This is a genomic window from Prochlorococcus marinus XMU1419 (genome assembly GCF_017695955.1).
GTDB classification, from domain to species: domain Bacteria; phylum Cyanobacteriota; class Cyanobacteriia; order PCC-6307; family Cyanobiaceae; genus Prochlorococcus_A; species Prochlorococcus_A marinus_AD.
The window spans coordinates 62,063-77,632 of record NZ_JAAORO010000003.1 but is presented as its reverse complement, the minus strand read 5'-3'; the positions used below and the strand labels follow the sequence as shown (position 1 = coordinate 77,632).

The following is a 15,570-nucleotide window of genomic DNA, read 5'->3' as shown; positions in this document are numbered from 1 at the left end:
CAACAAAAAAATGTATATTGAATGTAAATTATAATAATGATTGAATTTTATTATGGCTAAAGAAATTTTTAGTATTGCAGCAGTTTTTTGGATACTCATACCTATAGGATTGGTTGGTGGTGCACTTTTATTAAAGTTTCAGGGGGATTGATTCTCACGAATACATAATAAATTGAGTTATGTTCTACAGGTTAAGTAAATCTTAAATATGAAGATTCTTTTAGTAGGAGCTACAGGAACACTAGGTAGACAAATAGCAAAGCAAGCAGTAGAAGATGGACACGAGGTAAGATGCTTTGTTAGAAACCCAAGAAAAGCTTCTTTCCTTCAAGAATGGGGATGTGAGCTGACAAAAGGTAATTTATTGAATTCTTCTGATATTGAATATGCATTGCAAGATATTGAAGTTGTTATTGACGCTGCTACCAGTAAACCAGATGATCCTAAGAGTATTTACCAAATTGATTGGGATGGGAAAGTCAACTTATTCAATGCATGTGAATCTTTAAATGTAAAAAGAGTTATATTCCTTTCAATACTTTTAACAGAAAAATTCAGAAATGTTCCATTAATGGATATTAAATACTGTACTGAAAAACTTCTTGAGAAGTCCGATTTAGACTATACAATCTTCAAATGTGCAGCTTTTATGCAAGGAATAATAGGTCAATTTGCCATACCAATTTTAGATAGTCAAGCAGTTTGGATGAGTGGCACTCCAACTAAAATTGCATACATGAATACTCAAGACATGGCAAAAGTTATTGTCTCATCAGTTAATAATTCAAAAACTCATAGAACATCATTGCCATTAGTTGGTCCTAAAGCATGGGATTCAAACGAAGTAATATCTCTATGTGAAAAATTTAGCGAAAAGAAAGCTAAAATTTTTAGGGTTTCACCCTTCCTGATTAAGGTCACTCAAACAGTAGTTTCTTTTTTCCAAGACTCTTTAAATGTTGCTGAAAGATTAGCTTTCGCTGAAGTAACTAGTAGTGGAGAATCATTAGATGCTGACATGAGCAAAACTTACGAAATATTGGAACTTAAAAAAGAGGATATGACCTCACTAGAGAGTTATATTAAGGAGTACTATCAACAAATACTTAAAAGATTAAGGGAAATGGAAGCAGATCTTAATATTGAAGAAAAAAAGAGATTACCTTTTTAATATTGCAATTTTAGAATTAGATAGTATATTTGTACTATATTAAATATTATCAACCTATGTCTGTTTCTAAGTTTAAAAACCTTGAACGAAAACTAGATAATTTTGCAAAAGAAGCAAAAAATGAATTGAATAATGTTTGCGGATCTTCATTATGGGAAAGCCTTGGGTTTGTTTTTTTTGATCAATTAGAAGATTCTGAAAAAATTGCGAAAGCAAATTTTTACTATGGACAACTTCAAATAATTAATGAAATTAAATTTTCAATTTGAATTGAATTGCATATTTTTACGTATGTAATTTTTTTTAAATCAATTTTGGCCAATCTTTTTCTGATAATATGTACTTAGTAAAAGATTAATTAATGATTGAAACTTCGGGTGTAATAGAAAAAGAGCAGGGAAATGGTTTTTATTTGGTTACCTTAGAGCAACCTGAAGGACATCAATGTTTATGTAGAGCTGCAGGTAAATTGACTAAATTCAGAATTAAATTATTAGCTGGGGACAAAGTCTTAGTTGAAATAAGTCCTTATGATCTTTCTAGAGGGAGGATAACTTATAGAGAAAGAAATGCAGGTGGTGCTAAACCTACAACCAATAAAAACAATCCTAAGAGGAATAATAAGTAAACAGTTAATTTAGATAATATTTTTTATCGCTTCTTTAAACTCACTTCTTTGTTTGACACCTTGCCATTGTTTTTTTAATAATTTTTCTTTAAAAAGTTGAACTGTTGGTGTGCCGTTGATACCAGCTTGTTTTGCAATATCTTGATCTTTATCAATATCTATTTCAACTCCAAGAACTGCACCATCAAGTTCTTTGATTACCCTTTTTAACTGAGGTTTTAAAACATGACACGGGCCGCAGCTTGGGGAACTAAAAATTACTAAGATAGGTTTTTTACTCTCGTGATAAAGTTTCCTTAGTGCATAACTACCTTTTTGCCATTCAGAATTTGAATCGAAAGTATCTTCATTAACTTCTTCTTCATTAAAATCTGATGAATTAAGTTTTTTTTCTGGTTCTGGTGTTTCTCTGACTATAGTTTTTGCCAAGTTTTTCTCTGCTAACCACCTTTCGGTAGCTAATGCTGCCATGCATCCAGTTCCTGCAGCGGTAACTCCTTGTCTCCACTCAGAATCAACAACATCGCCTGCTGCGAAGATGCCTTCAATAGATGTTTCTGGTCTTCCTGATTTACAAGCAATATATCCTTTATTATCTAAATCAATTTTGTTGCCTAAGAACTTCGTATTTGGTGTGTGCCCTATCGCGTAAAAAAGACCTTTAATATTGATTTCCCCTTTACCTTCTTGAGAGTGAATAGTTTCTATTCTCTCAAGCCATTCAGAACCTTCCGCTTTATCAACTTTTGTGTTCCAATGAATTTCTATCTTTGGATTAGCTTTTACTCTGTCTACCATTGCTGCGCTGGCCCTTAATTTTTCTGACCTAACAATCAAATGTACTTTGCTTCCATACTTTGTGAGATATGCTGCTTCTTCACATGCAGAGTCTCCTCCTCCAATAACAGCTAATTCTTCATCTCTAAATTGCGGCGTCGCTCCATCACATATTGCACAAGCACTTATTCCTTTACTCCAAAATTTATCTTCATTTATCACGCCTAATCTATTTGCACTTGCTCCAGTTGCAATAATAATTGAGTTAGATTTTATAGTTCCTTCTAAAGTCTTTAATTCAAAAGGATGTGAATCAGTATTTATTGAGACAACATCACTTTCGTATAAATTAGTTCCCCATCTTTCTGCTTGAGCCTTCATTAGATCCATTAACTCAGGACCTAGTACACCATCTGGGAAGCCTGGATAATTTTCAACAAATGTTGTAGTCATTAATTGCCCACCAGGAATTCCACCAGAATTAAATCCTGTTACGAGCAAAGGTTGAAGATTTGCTCTTGCTGCATATATTGCCGCTGTATAACCAGCAGGGCCAGAACCTATAATTACAACGTTTTCTACGTTTGAGGTATTTTCTTTATTTTCCATTTATTTTTTAATATCACTACTAATACTAATAAACAAACCCAAATAATGTAGGGCGGATTTCACTCGGTAGATTTATTATTTAATCGTTGACTTTTTGGTCTAATAACTTTTTTAATTCGGTTGGGAAATTAAGAACAGAATCTTTTAAATTTTCGTTCTTTTCTCCAATATGTAATATCCACTCTCTAAATTCTTCTGCAATCGCATAACTGTCTTCATACCTTTCTAAAGTGTCCATTGCTAAAATTCTATTGGTTGCCCAACAGGTCGCTATGTCGATCCTTTTTCTAATGAAATTGTCCATTGAAAGATTTAAGTTGTATATAGATAAACACATCAAAGAGCCTGTGTATTGTCTAATAAGTTACAACTTTGTACTTCCAAACAATAATTTAATCTTTAATTTATATTTGAGCTAATTTTTGGGGGAATTATAAAGAAAATACAAAGAAATAGAGTTATACTGCTTCGCTGTGATTTGCAAGTAGCCTTTCAACTTCCTCAAAACCCTCTTTAGCTGAATTTAATGCAAGTTCCTCGCTAACTTTTTCTTCTGTTATTAATTTTGCGGAAATTTTCTTTAAAAGAGTTTCTTTCTTTTCTCTTAGTGAACTAACAATTTCTTCTTCAATGATAGATTTTATAGCTTTAGAAATTATTTTTTTATCATTTGCTTCCTCGAATGTACCCTGAACTAATTCTTGAATAAATAATCGATGAACCTCACTACTCCTTAGAAAGCTTTCTGTGGCATTAATAATTCCTTCAACAAGAGCTTCATCTGGTTCAGAATCATTTTCTGCCAGCTTAAATTCCCAATCTAAATGTCTTCTCTGCCAACCTGCCGAGTGTAGACTGGGCATGACTGTCTGTGAATAAGTATCTACTGACATTTCATAAATTCTCTCTGCTAATTTCTCGCACCAGTCTTTACCATGCTTTTCTAGATTTTTCTGCATAGTTTGCCTTGGAACAGCATGACCACCATGATGACTGTGGCACACTCCATCAGGACATTCGATCGCTTTTATACTCATTTGATTAATTAGTACTTATATATTCTAGATAGCTATTTTTTATAGAAAAGAAAATATATTTTTAACAAAAATCCAAGACTTTTGACTTTCTTCAATTTATATTTAGTATGTTAAAAAAATAAATAAATTGACAAAGATACTTATTCCTTCCGAAACAAGCTCTGGTGAAAGGAGAGTTTCAGCTACACCAGAAGCGGTAAAGAAATTAAAAAGCCTTGGATGTGATGTTTATATTGAAAGTTCAGCAGGAAAATTATCAGGATTTAGTGACTTATCATATGAAGAATCGGGCGGAACAATAATAAACAACGTAGATCAAAAAATTTGGGGTGAAGCTGACTTAATATTTTGTGTTCAAACTCCATCAGAGGATAATTTAATTAAGTTGAAGAAAGGCGCTGTTCTTCTTGGTCTTCTTAACCCATATGGTAACAAGGAGCTTCTTAGGATTATAAATAGTAATAAGATTTCAGCTTTATCACTAGAGTTGCTTCCGAGGATTAGTAGAGCTCAATCTTCTGATGTTCTTTCTTCACAGGCCAATATTGCTGGATATAAAGCAGTTCTTTTGGCTGCAAGTGAGTTAGATAGATATTTCCCAATGCTTATGACTGCAGCAGGGACAGTCCAACCCGCAAAAGTAGTGGTTCTTGGTGGAGGTGTTGCAGGATTACAGGCAGTTGCGACGGCGAAAAGACTTGGAGCAATAGTATTTGTATCTGATATTAGACCTGCTGTTAAAGAACAAGTAGAGTCCCTCGGAGCAAGATTTATAGAACTTCCTGAAGTTGAGGAAAAGCCAGCAGAGGCAGGAGGTTATGCAAAAGCTGTAACACCCGAATTCCTCTCAAAACAGAAGGCGACTTTAACTAAATATTTATCTGAAGCTGATGTTGCTATATGTACTGCGCAAGTTCTAGGTAAAAAGGCCCCTGTTTTAATAGACTCACCCATGATTGAAAAAATGAGGCCTGGAGCAGTAGTTATTGATTTAGCAGTTTCTCAGGGAGGGAACTGCGAAGGAACAAAATCAAATGAAACTATTATCAAAGATGGGGTAAAACTTATAGGAGCGGGCGAATTACCCTCTTCAGTTCCTTATGATGCAAGTTCACTTTATGCTAAGAACTTAACATCTTTGATTACACCATTTATAAAAGATGGTGTAATTAAATTAGATAAAGAGGATGAACTAATTTCTGGATGTTTATTAAGCGATCAAGGAGTTGTTCTTCAAAATAAAGTTTTTGAAAATTGAGGTTTTAAAATTATGTCTTTTATAAGTCTTCTTTGGGTTCTTTTACTAGGTAGTTTATTAGGTCTCGAGTTAATTGGAAAAGTTCCTCCTACTCTTCATACACCTCTAATGAGTGGAGCAAATGCAATTTCAGGAATAACGATGCTTGCAGCCTTGACTTTAATTGTAAAAGCAGAAGGTAACGTACCACTTTTAATAATTGGTTCAGTTTCTCTTGGATTTGCTCTTTTCAATGTTGTAGGCGGTTTCTTTGTGACTGATCGAATGCTCGCGATGTTTAGTCGTAAACAATCAAATAAGAAGTAATTTTTAACATGAATCTACCTGTAATCATTAAATTCGTTATTGACCTTCTAGCAGTACTTTTACTGGCTTTGGGAATAAAAGGATTGTCAAAAGTAAAATCAGCAAGGGATGCTAATAGATTAGCTGCATTTGCAATGTCGCTATCAGTAGTAGGATTACTTTCTTATTACTTAGGCACTTCTGGAATTGCTATTCAGTCTTGGATTTGGATAATAATTGGATCAATCTTAGGTAGTTTATTCGGAGCAATTCTTGCAAAAAAAGTACCTATGACCTCCATGCCTGAAACAGTGGCATTGTTCAATGGTTGTGGAGGAATGTCATCACTTTTGGTGGCCTTAGGAGTAGCTATTTTTCCTATATCTGGTGGCCAAGAAAATTTTGATTTTTTTAAGTCACTGATTAACGAAGTTTCAATATCTGTTTCTATATTTGTTGGTGCCATAACTTTCACAGGTTCAATTGTGGCGATGGCAAAGTTACAGGGTTGGTTGTCAACTCCAGGATGGACTCAGAGCAAAGTTAGACATTTTGTAAATATTGTTTTTGCAGTCGCTTCGTTGATAGCCTTTTTTGATTTGATAAACGGCAATACAAGTTCTATTTGGCTTTTAGTTATTGTTTCTTCTTTATTAGGTATTGGAGTTACTTTACCAATTGGTGGAGCTGATATGCCAGTCGTTATATCTTTATTAAATAGCTATTCAGGGATTGCAGCAGCAGCAGCAGGTTTTGTTGTAGATAGTCAGCTTTTGATAGTAGCAGGCGCAATGGTTGGAGCTGCAGGTCTAATACTTACTCAAGTAATGTGCAAGGGTATGAATAGATCATTGGTCTCAGTTCTTTTTGGAGGATCTTTATCTGCACAAAGTACAGCCTCTTCTGGTTCAGGAGAATATACAAATATAACTTCTTGCAGTGTTGAAGAATGTGCATTGACTTTAGAGGCAGCCAACAAGGTAATTATTGTTCCTGGTTATGGTCTAGCTGTAGCTCAAGCTCAACATACTTTAAGGGAAGTGACAAAAAAACTAGAGCAAAACGGTATTGAAGTTGTTTACGCAATTCATCCTGTAGCAGGTAGGATGCCTGGACATATGAATGTCCTTTTAGCAGAAGCAGATGTTCCTTACGAACAACTTAAAGAGATGGACGTTGTAAATCCTGATTTTCCAGCAACGGATGTTGTTTTAGTTTTAGGAGCAAATGATGTGGTTAATCCTCAAGCTAAAAATGATAGCTCTTCTCCTTTATATGGCATGCCAGTTCTTGATGTGCAGGAAGCAAGAACGGTATTTGTAATTAAACGTGGTATGAGTGCAGGTTACTCGGGAATAAAAAATGATTTATTTGATTTACCAAATACCTCAATGGTCTTTGGTGATGCAAAAAAGGTACTGAATGATTTGATTGGAGAATTAAAGGATCTTGGGGTTGGAGAGAAATAATAGTATATCTTTTAGTTTTTCAGATTACTTAAAAAATAAGCCATTTCGAGAAGTTTTACCTTGGATGGGTGGCGACTTACAAACTTTGAGAGATACTTTTGTTATTGATTTTAGTAAATCAAAAAAAAATAAAAAAATATTCTTTCCGATTAATAAAATTCTTTCTAAAAAATTTGAATGTGATTATCTTTTAGGTTTTTTAGAATTACCTGAAAACTTAGACTCACTTAGGGGTTTTATAATCGTTACGCATGGTTTAGGGGGCTCAACTAAACGGTTTGGTTTAAGAAGAATCTCTAGGAAATTAGCAAATAATGGTTTTGGAGTTCTTAAATTAAATCTAAGAGGATCTGGATCTGCGAGATATTTGGCTAAAGGAAATTATTGTGCTAGATGCTCCAGTGATGTTATTTCAGCAATTAATTATTTTAAAAAATTCATTAATTTAGAATTTAAAGATCTCATTAAGATGAATAATCTTCCAATCTACGGAGTTGGATTATCTTTAGGGGGAACAATTCTTTTAAATGCCTGCCTAGATTACGATGAAGACAAAGGAGAAAAACTTTTAGATGGCCTTGCCTGCGTGAGTAGCCCTTTAGATTTATCATCATGCAGTCTCTGTATTGAAAAATCTAGAAATTCTATCTACCAAAAATGGTTACTTCACCGCTTAAAAAATCAGTTATGGGACGGATTTAATGATGAAGGAAAACTTCTAAATAACGAGAAATTAAGAAAAAAAATTAGAGGTTTAAAAAGTATAAGGGAATTCGATCAGAAATTTACAGCTCCTAGTTGGGGATTTAATTCTTTAGAAGATTATTATATTAAAGCTTCTCCAATATTTAGAGTCCAAAACTCAATAAAAAAATTACCTAAAATTCTTTTTATTCATGCCAAGGATGATCCTTGGGTTCCATATAAGGATACTTTGAATTTAAGAAAAGAACTTATTGATAAATTTACTATTCTTATAACTGAAAAAGGAGGTCATAATGGTTTTCACTCGATTAATGGCTGCTGGTCAGACGAAGTCGTAAAGAACTGGTTTATAAGTATTTAGGACTATTTAAAAATGGTGTTTTTTTAAAAATCCATTTTTCTATTGGTTTGTCGTTAATAATATGTGAAGTAAAAATTTCTGAAATTTTTTCTGGAGAAACTTTCTCGTACCAAATACCATCAGGCCAGACAAGAAGAATTGGGCCGTTTTTACATATCCTTAAACAGTCAGCTTTTGATCTCATTATATGAACGTTTTTTGTTGAGGGATCATTCTCAAATTTTTTTAAAGTCTTTTTGAGACATTCCCATGTTTTTTGACCTTCATTGCCTTTAAAGCATTTCTGTTTTGTGGGTGTTGCGCATAGTAGAAGATGCTTTGTAATATTCACTTTTATCCAATACTTACGTATTTTTTCCCTTTTTTAATTTCTTGCTTAACAAAAAGTCTGGCCCAATTGTCTACTTCAAGAATATCCTCCAATTCGGGACTCAAATTCAAATTCTCCATATGTGATTCACAAGCTTTACTTATAAATGTTGGAATTTCTTGAAAAGAAATTTTTTCTTTAAGGAATTGTTCAACAGCAATTTCATTAGCAGCATTTAAGACTGCAGGCATAGTCCCTGAAGATTTTCCTGCAGCATAGGCAAGTCCCATGCATGGATATTTAAACTTGTCTGGCTCTTTAAAAGTTAATTTTCCAATTTCACTTAGGTTTAATCTTTTCCAATTTGTTTTAAATCTTTCAGGCCAACTCATCGCATATAAAATAGGTAGCTTCATATCTGGCCAACCTAATTGAGCTAATACTGAAGAATCTTCCATCTCAATCATTGAATGAATAATACTTTGAGGGTGGATAACTATTTCTATATTTTCGTAAGAGGTCCCAAATAAATAATGAGCTTCTATAACTTCTAATCCTTTATTCATAAGAGTTGCAGAGTCTACAGTTATTTTTTTTCCCATATCCCAATTAGGATGTGAAGTCGCATCTTCCACTGTGACATTTTTTAAATCCTCAACGGCCCAATCTCTGAAAGCACCCCCAGAAGCTGTTAAATGTATAGCTTTTAAACCCTTAGGGATCTCTCCTGTTGAAAAATCTGCATTTTCATAATTAGGTAATCCTTGTAAACATTGAAAGATAGCAGAGTGTTCTGAATCAGCAGGTAAAAGCCTACTATTATTTTTCTTTAATGCAGGAATAACAATTGGCCCTGCCGCAATTAAAGTTTCTTTATTAGCAAGTGCAATATTTTTCCCCGCATTAATTGCTGACATTGTTGGGATTAAGCCTGCACAGCCTACTATCCCGGTAACTACAGTATCTGCTTTATCCCATGCTGCAACTGCGTTAATGCCCTCCTTTCCACCTAAAACCAAGGGAGCACTATCCAAATTTAAGTTTTTAATATTATCTTTTAAATCTTCTATAAGGTTTTCGTCCTCAATTGCAACTACTTCTGGTTTATGTGTTTTCACTTGTTTAGTTAATAAATTAATATTTCTTCCTGCCGAAAGAGCTACGGCTTTAAACTTATCAGGCTGCTCACTAGTTATTTCTAGGGTTTGAGTCCCTATTGAACCAGTAGAACCGAGCACAGTAATGTATTTCAATTTTCTCTGATATTTCTAATATCTTCCCATTTAAAGGTGTATTTAAAAAACAAAAATTTCAAATTGGTTTTTTTCTTAAAATTTAGACCTTTATCCACGTTGTTATTTCCTTTGATTGATCAATAAGTTCAATACCTTTTTCTTTTAACAAATTCCTAATTTCATCGGCCTTTGCATAATTCCTTTCTTTTTTTGCTTTCAATCTTTCATTAATAAATGATGATATTTCTTCTTCTGTTATTTCACTTTCTTTTACTAAAACCTCTTTTTTAAGACCAAGTACCTCAGTTAACTTTTCAAGAGTTTTAAAATTCTCAAGTAGAAAGAACTTTTCGTTTAGGTCTATTTTAAAACCTTCGATCCTTTGAAATTGGTTTAAAAAGTTTTTTAATGGTTTTGCTAAATCGTAAATAATTGCAATAGCACCTGCGGTATTAAGGTCGTTTCCCAGAGCTTCAGAAAATTTAAGCTTTTTTTGAGATAATTCAAACCTTATTTTCTCTTTATATTCTTCTTCGATAGATTCGTTTTTATCAATAGATCTAAAAGCACCTTTTGTAAGGTCCATAAAGGAAAGGGCTGCATTAATGTTTTTCCAAGCTTCTGAAGCACTCCTTAAAGCTTCTTCTGTAAAATCAAGTGGTTTTCTATAATTCACAGTCATAACAAAATATCGCAAAGTCATAGGGCTTATACCTGACTTAATTAGCTCTCTAATAGTTTTAAAATTTTTAAGTGATTTACTCATCTTTTGTCCATTTACATTGACCATCCCATTGTGTAACCAATAGTTCGCTAGCTTTTTGCCATTGGCTGCCTCTGATTGGGCGATTTCATTCTCATGATGTGGAAAAATTAAATCAGAACCACCTAAATGTATATCAATAGTATCTCCTAATTCATCTTTAACCATCGCCGAACATTCAATATGCCATCCTGGCCTACCTTTACCCCATGGAGAATCAAAAAACGGTTCATCATCTTTGGCTTTTTTCCATAGTGCAAAATCTTGCGGATTAAGTTTTTTACTATTTTCATCATTAGCCATTCTTCCTTGCTGATTGATATTTTGTTCTTGTATTTTTTGATTACTTAGCTTTCCATAATTTTTATTTTTAAAAACAGAATAATAAACATCTCCATCCCTAGAATATGCATAACCTTTGACCTCCAGGATTCTTATGAAGGAGCAGATATTGCATATATGATTCGTTGCTCTTGGCATACTATCAGGACGCATTATTCCTAAAGAATCCATATCTTTATGAAATTCAATAATATTTTTTTCAGATACTTCCTTCATTGAACTGCTTTCTTCTTTAGCTCTTTTTAAGATTTTGTCATCAATATCTGTAAAATTTTGGACGTACTTCACTTTGTAATCACTGTAAATTAAAAATCTTCTCAATACATCCCAAGCTATATAACTTCTGGCATGACCAAGATGACATAAATCATAAACAGTTACGCCACAACAATAAATTTTTACTACATCATCAATAGGCTTAAAAACCTCAACTCTACTGCTTAAAGTATTAAAAAGTTTGATCATCTTAAATTAAGTATTTCATAAGGTTTATTTTGTCTCCATCCAATTGTCTCCAATACCAATATCAACTAAAAGAGGCACATTTAGTTTTACACAATCTTCCATAGTCTTCTTTACTAATTTCGTCGTAATTTCTAAAGAATCTGGTTCAACTTCAAACAATAATTCATCATGTACTTGTAAAAGCATTTTTGCGGGAACATTCATTTCTATGAATTTCTTATTTAGTTGAACCATTGCAATTTTAATAATGTCTGCACTTGAACCCTGAATTGGTGCATTAGCTGCGGCTCTTAATGACTGTGCTTCCATGCCAGCCCTTCTTGCAGATTGCAGGTCAATTTCGTAAGGATCTTTCCCTATTAATCTTCCAAGTCCATTTTTATCAAACTTAAATTCTCTTTTTCGACCAAAAATTGTTTTTACATAACCTTTTGATAAGGCAAGCCTTTCTTGGAGTTCAAGAAATTTGAAAATTTTTGAATATCTTTCCTTGTATTTTATAAGGAATTCTTTTGCCTCTGGAGTACTCACTCCCGTTGAACGGGCAAACTTTTTTATACCCATACCATAGATAACTCCAAAATTTATTGTTTTCCCAACTCTCCTTTCGTCGGATGAAATTTCTTCTTTCTCAAAAATTAATCTTGCAGTCAAAGAATGAATGTCATCATTTTTATGAAACGCATTAATTAGTATTTCTTCATCCGCTAAATGAGCAAGTATTCTTAATTCGATTTGAGAATAATCAGCTGATAAAAGTTTCCAATTTTTTTCAGGCAAGAATGCTTTTCTTATTCTCCTACTAAATTCAGTCCTTACCGGGATATTTTGAAGATTAGGATTGCTACTACTTAGTCTCCCAGTCGCTGTAGCAGCTTGATTAAAGTTTGTATGAACTCTTCCTGTCTTTTCGTTTATAAGATTTGGAAGAGCATCAATATATGTACTAAGTAATTTGCTAAGAGTTCTGTGTTTTATTAAATGTTGGATTATTTCATGTTCGTCGACTAATCTTTCAAGAACTACTGCATCTGTACTCCATCCTGTTTTTGTTTTTCGTGATTTTTTCTTATCCAAATTTAATTTTTCAAACAAGATCTCACCAAGTTGTTTTGGTGAAGAAAGATTAAAAGTCTCCTCTGCTAATTCATAAACTTTACTTTCAATATCTTCTAAGGTACTTTTTAATTCTTTTGAGAGTTCTTCTAAATAAGGGATATCGATGGTTATTCCATTCATCTCCATTTGAGACAATACCGGCTCTAAGGGCAGCTCGATTTCTTCGAACAATTTGATTAATTCATTTTTTTCTGTTGAAAACCTTTCTTTAAAAATTTTGACAACCTTAAAAGTTAGAAATACATCATAACCACAGTAAATACTAGCTTCATCAATATCAACAAATGAAAAGTCTTTGTTTTTTCCAACTGTTTCCTTAAATGAAGGAGGCTTAAATCCAAATAATCTAAAACTAATTTCACTTAAACCATGCTTCTCCTGATTATTAAGAAGATAGTCTGCTAACAAGGTGTCAAAGGTTACGCCTTTAAGATCAAGTCCGTGATTAAAAAATATTTGCCTGTCAAATTTAGAATTTTGGAGTGCCTTTTCTTTTTTGGGATCTTCTATCCAAGTTCTTAGTTTTGAGAAAACATCTTCAATCGATAATTGTTTGGGGGTCTCTTTGTTTGTTTGATGACCAAGAGGTATATAAAATAAATCATCAGTTTCTTCTCCTAGACATAGTCCTATCCCAACAAGTTCCGCATCGATTGGATTTAAACTATTTGTCTCTGTATCTAAAGAAACTATCTCATTGGTCTTTTCTAATCTTTGAATTAATTTATCAATTAATTCAAAATCATTTACAACAGTTACTTTGATTAAAGGGATTTCATTTTCACTATTTTCTAATTCACTTTTACTAGAGGCATCTGGATCTTTCACCTCCTTTTTAGCCACTTTATTTTTGTCAAAACCACCTTTACTAAAAGTTGAATTGAAAATATCAATTTGCCGAAGTAGAGTTGATAATTCAAGTTTTTGCAGTGACTCAGAAAGAAGTTCTTGATTTATATTTTTCAATTCATAACCATCACTTAATATCAAAGGCACTTCAGTATTTATTTTTGCTAAATCCCTTGAAAGAAAAGCATTATGCTTATCGTTTCTGAGCTTTTCTATAACCGAACCTTTGATGAATCCTTTATATTTTTTATCATTGTTCTGCTGAATCTTGTCCAAAGCCTTATAAATCCCATCAAGTGTATCGTTTTCTTTTAGTAGATTAATTGCAGTTTTTGGACCTACCCCCTTAATACCAGGAATATTATCAGAACTATCACCAGTTAGAGCTTTAAGATCAACTACTCTTTCTGGCGCAACACCTAATTTTTCTTTTACTCCATTTTCATTCATAAGAGTTGGATTACCGCTTTTTGCATATGGACCACCACCCATATAAAGTACATAAATATCTTTTTGATCATCTACTAATTGAAATAAGTCCCGATCCCCAGAAAGTATATTCACGCACCATCCTTTAGAAGAAGCATCATTTGCAATTGTGCCTAGAATATCATCTGCTTCGTAACCAGGAGATTTAAAAATTGGTAAATTAAGGCTTTCCCCTAAAATGATTTCTAGTTGTTCAATATCCTGAAAAAAAACATCTGGTGCTACATCTCTATTAGCCTTATAATTCGGATCTAATTCATGTCTGAAAGTAGGTTTTTCGGTATCAAAAGTAATACAAACACCCTCAGGACTAATATTTTTGCAATTATCAAGAAGGCTTTTTAGAAATCCATAAGTCACACTTGTTGGGAATCCTTCTTTGGTTGTTAAACCTCCATCTATCCCTTTGCTAAATGCATAGAAGCTTCTAAAAGCAAGTGAATGACCATCGACTAAAAGTAAAATTGGTTTTTTAGAGTTTTCAGATTTTAAACTCATTTTCTCTTCTTTGCCCAAGGTGGAATATCAATAAATATTTGCTCTCCTGGTTGCAATCCATTAATAACTGAAGTTTTGTTTCCACTACTAATACCAATTTCAATTTTTTCAAATTTGGGAGAATTGTTTTTATCGACTTTCAAAATTCCTTTTTCACCTTTTTCAGTGACAATAGAAACTGTTGGTACAAGGATTTTTTCTTCATTATCCTCAACTCTAAATTCAAGATCAGCAGTCATTCCAATTTTAATTTCTTCAGAAATATCTTTAAAATTTAGAGTTACTTCAAATGAGATTACATTATTATCTTTTACAGCTCTTGTAGCTATTTTTTTAACTATGGCACTATATTTTTTTGACGGATAAGCCTCAATTCTTACAGAAGCTTCTTGACCTATTTTTATTCTGCCAATGTCACTCTCAGGAACTTTGGCAACAATTTCAAGACCCTGAGATAGTTCAAAAATAAAGTTTTTGGTTTTAGAGTCTGAACTTAAGTTTGTACTTGGTGTGACATAAGACCCTATCTCCGCATATTTTGCAGTTATCTTTCCTCCATAAGGAGCTTTAATTAGATAGAAACTTTTTTCAGCTTTTGCATCATTAAGTTTGGCACTACTAATGTTGTATTTATTTTTATAACTTTCATAGTCTTCTTTACTTACCGCACCTTCTTGATATAAATATTCCCTTCTTAAAAATTCAGATTTTTGTTTTGCTACATTTAATTCAAGTTCTTCAATTTTATAGATAAAGTCTTCATCATCAAGAGAAGCTAGAACCTGATCTTTTTTTACAAGATCGCCCTCATCTACTTTGATTTCTTTTATTAGACCTTGCTTCCGAGGCCCAATATTGCTTGTCCTTATTGCTTTTACTTCACCACTAGTATTTATTGAATCTGAAAGGATTCCTTTTTCCACTTGAACTACAAAATCAGAAATATCTTTTGACTTATTTTTCTTGAAGGAATTGGTTATAAAAACGAAAAATATAGCTAGGGAAAGCAATATAATTCCACTTCTTAGATTTATATTTTTTTTTATTAAATCAAACATTTCTTTTAAAAAGCAGAAGTAGAGAATATTTAGGAACTAGATAAATAATCAAGACGATTATAATTAACTTATCCAAGATTGGTTAAGTAAATACTATATTACTAGAAGATGTTTTCTTGATAATTTTTTCATAAGTTTTTTC

16 protein-coding genes are annotated in these 15,570 nt (G+C 32.8%); 8 read left to right on the top strand and 8 right to left on the bottom strand.

The genetic code is table 11. The features are described from left to right. Positions 1 to 52 precede the first annotated feature (52 nt). The 4 genes from petM to infA all read left to right on the top strand — a co-directional run bounded on the left by petM (position 53) and on the right by infA (position 1,799). Positions 53 to 151: a cytochrome b6-f complex subunit PetM gene (petM, locus tag HA151_RS06500; protein ID WP_011132786.1), complete on the top strand. Its 99-nt coding sequence runs from the start codon at positions 53 to 55 to the stop codon at positions 149 to 151. A 57-nt stretch (positions 152 to 208) separates the two neighbouring features. Next, complete coding sequence (locus tag HA151_RS06495; protein ID WP_209106675.1) at positions 209 to 1,171, top strand: NAD(P)H-binding protein; 963 nt, start codon at positions 209 to 211, stop codon at positions 1,169 to 1,171. Between the two features lie 56 nt (positions 1,172 to 1,227). Beyond that, positions 1,228 to 1,440, top strand: a complete 213-nt coding sequence (locus HA151_RS06490) for a hypothetical protein (protein ID WP_209106674.1) — start codon at positions 1,228 to 1,230, stop codon at positions 1,438 to 1,440. A 92-nt stretch (positions 1,441 to 1,532) separates the two neighbouring features. Then, positions 1,533 to 1,799 carry a translation initiation factor IF-1 gene (gene infA / locus HA151_RS06485; protein ID WP_025928595.1) on the top strand — a complete coding sequence of 89 codons (267 nt, stop codon included), beginning with the start codon at positions 1,533 to 1,535 and terminating at the stop codon, positions 1,797 to 1,799. 9 nt (positions 1,800 to 1,808) lie between these two features. Here infA and trxB read toward each other — a convergent pair whose 3' ends face one another. The 3 genes from trxB to HA151_RS06470 form a co-directional block, all read right to left on the bottom strand. Further along, positions 1,809 to 3,185 carry a thioredoxin-disulfide reductase gene (gene trxB / locus HA151_RS06480; protein WP_209106673.1) on the bottom strand — a complete coding sequence of 459 codons (1,377 nt, stop codon included), beginning with the start codon at positions 3,183 to 3,185 and terminating at the stop codon, positions 1,809 to 1,811. A 79-nt stretch (positions 3,186 to 3,264) separates the two neighbouring features. Then, positions 3,265 to 3,489: a hypothetical protein gene (locus tag HA151_RS06475; protein ID WP_209106672.1), complete on the bottom strand. Its 225-nt coding sequence runs from the start codon at positions 3,487 to 3,489 to the stop codon at positions 3,265 to 3,267. A 154-nt stretch (positions 3,490 to 3,643) separates the two neighbouring features. Continuing rightward, complete coding sequence (locus HA151_RS06470; RefSeq protein WP_209106671.1) at positions 3,644 to 4,222, bottom strand: EF-1 guanine nucleotide exchange domain-containing protein; 579 nt, start codon at positions 4,220 to 4,222, stop codon at positions 3,644 to 3,646. Between the two features lie 127 nt (positions 4,223 to 4,349). Here HA151_RS06470 and HA151_RS06465 point away from each other — a divergent pair, with 127 nt between their 5' ends. From HA151_RS06465 to HA151_RS06450, 4 genes are read left to right on the top strand one after another with little or no spacing between them, the layout of a single operon-like run. Next, positions 4,350 to 5,480 carry a Re/Si-specific NAD(P)(+) transhydrogenase subunit alpha gene (locus HA151_RS06465; protein WP_209106670.1) on the top strand — a complete coding sequence of 377 codons (1,131 nt, stop codon included), beginning with the start codon at positions 4,350 to 4,352 and terminating at the stop codon, positions 5,478 to 5,480. A 12-nt stretch (positions 5,481 to 5,492) separates the two neighbouring features. Next, on the top strand, positions 5,493 to 5,786 hold the full coding sequence (locus HA151_RS06460) for an NAD(P) transhydrogenase subunit alpha (RefSeq protein WP_209106669.1): 294 nt from the start codon (positions 5,493 to 5,495) through the stop codon (positions 5,784 to 5,786). An 8-nt stretch (positions 5,787 to 5,794) separates the two neighbouring features. Continuing rightward, positions 5,795 to 7,234 (top strand): NAD(P)(+) transhydrogenase (Re/Si-specific) subunit beta, encoded by a 1,440-nt coding sequence (locus HA151_RS06455; protein WP_209106668.1) that lies wholly within the window; start codon positions 5,795 to 5,797, stop codon positions 7,232 to 7,234. After that, a complete protein-coding gene (locus tag HA151_RS06450) occupies positions 7,215 to 8,300 on the top strand; it encodes an alpha/beta fold hydrolase (RefSeq protein WP_209106667.1) in 1,086 nt (361 codons plus the stop codon). Before HA151_RS06455 ends, HA151_RS06450 begins: the two co-directional genes overlap by 20 nt. Here the strand turns inward: HA151_RS06450 and HA151_RS06445 are convergent. The 5 genes from HA151_RS06445 to HA151_RS06425 all read right to left on the bottom strand — a co-directional run bounded on the left by HA151_RS06445 (position 8,287) and on the right by HA151_RS06425 (position 15,428). Continuing rightward, a complete protein-coding gene (locus tag HA151_RS06445; protein ID WP_209106666.1) occupies positions 8,287 to 8,631 on the bottom strand; it encodes a (2Fe-2S) ferredoxin domain-containing protein in 345 nt (114 codons plus the stop codon). The genes HA151_RS06450 and HA151_RS06445 overlap by 14 nt on opposite strands. A gap of 2 nt (positions 8,632 to 8,633) precedes the next feature. Next, the gene (locus HA151_RS06440) at positions 8,634 to 9,863 is read right to left on the bottom strand and encodes a 1-deoxy-D-xylulose-5-phosphate reductoisomerase (protein ID WP_209106665.1); all 1,230 of its coding nucleotides are present in this window, start codon (positions 9,861 to 9,863) and stop codon (positions 8,634 to 8,636) included. A gap of 82 nt (positions 9,864 to 9,945) precedes the next feature. Further along, a complete protein-coding gene (gene cysS, locus HA151_RS06435) occupies positions 9,946 to 11,415 on the bottom strand; it encodes a cysteine--tRNA ligase (protein ID WP_209106664.1) in 1,470 nt (489 codons plus the stop codon). Positions 11,416 to 11,439: 24 nt separating this feature from the next. Beyond that, positions 11,440 to 14,370, bottom strand: a complete 2,931-nt coding sequence (gene polA, locus HA151_RS06430) for a DNA polymerase I (RefSeq protein WP_209107143.1) — start codon at positions 14,368 to 14,370, stop codon at positions 11,440 to 11,442. Further along, positions 14,367 to 15,428 carry an efflux RND transporter periplasmic adaptor subunit gene (locus HA151_RS06425; protein ID WP_209106663.1) on the bottom strand — a complete coding sequence of 354 codons (1,062 nt, stop codon included), beginning with the start codon at positions 15,426 to 15,428 and terminating at the stop codon, positions 14,367 to 14,369. The genes polA and HA151_RS06425 overlap by 4 nt, the downstream gene beginning before the upstream one ends. Between the last annotated feature and the right edge of the window lie 142 nt (positions 15,429 to 15,570).

Coding starts and splice junctions, on each gene's coding strand:
- petM (WP_011132786.1), top strand. CDS start 53: ATGGCTAAAGAAATTTTTAGTATTGCAGCAGTTTTTTGGATACTCATA.
- HA151_RS06495 (WP_209106675.1), top strand. CDS start 209: ATGAAGATTCTTTTAGTAGGAGCTACAGGAACACTAGGTAGACAAATA.
- HA151_RS06490 (WP_209106674.1), top strand. CDS start 1,228: ATGTCTGTTTCTAAGTTTAAAAACCTTGAACGAAAACTAGATAATTTT.
- infA (WP_025928595.1), top strand. CDS start 1,533: ATGATTGAAACTTCGGGTGTAATAGAAAAAGAGCAGGGAAATGGTTTT.
- trxB (WP_209106673.1), bottom strand. CDS start 3,185: ATGGAAAATAAAGAAAATACCTCAAACGTAGAAAACGTTGTAATTATA.
- HA151_RS06475 (WP_209106672.1), bottom strand. CDS start 3,489: ATGGACAATTTCATTAGAAAAAGGATCGACATAGCGACCTGTTGGGCA.
- HA151_RS06470 (WP_209106671.1), bottom strand. CDS start 4,222: ATGAGTATAAAAGCGATCGAATGTCCTGATGGAGTGTGCCACAGTCAT.
- HA151_RS06460 (WP_209106669.1), top strand. CDS start 5,493: ATGTCTTTTATAAGTCTTCTTTGGGTTCTTTTACTAGGTAGTTTATTA.
- HA151_RS06455 (WP_209106668.1), top strand. CDS start 5,795: ATGAATCTACCTGTAATCATTAAATTCGTTATTGACCTTCTAGCAGTA.
- cysS (WP_209106664.1), bottom strand. CDS start 11,415: ATGATCAAACTTTTTAATACTTTAAGCAGTAGAGTTGAGGTTTTTAAG.
- polA (WP_209107143.1), bottom strand. CDS start 14,370: ATGAGTTTAAAATCTGAAAACTCTAAAAAACCAATTTTACTTTTAGTC.
- HA151_RS06425 (WP_209106663.1), bottom strand. CDS start 15,428: ATGTTTGATTTAATAAAAAAAAATATAAATCTAAGAAGTGGAATTATA.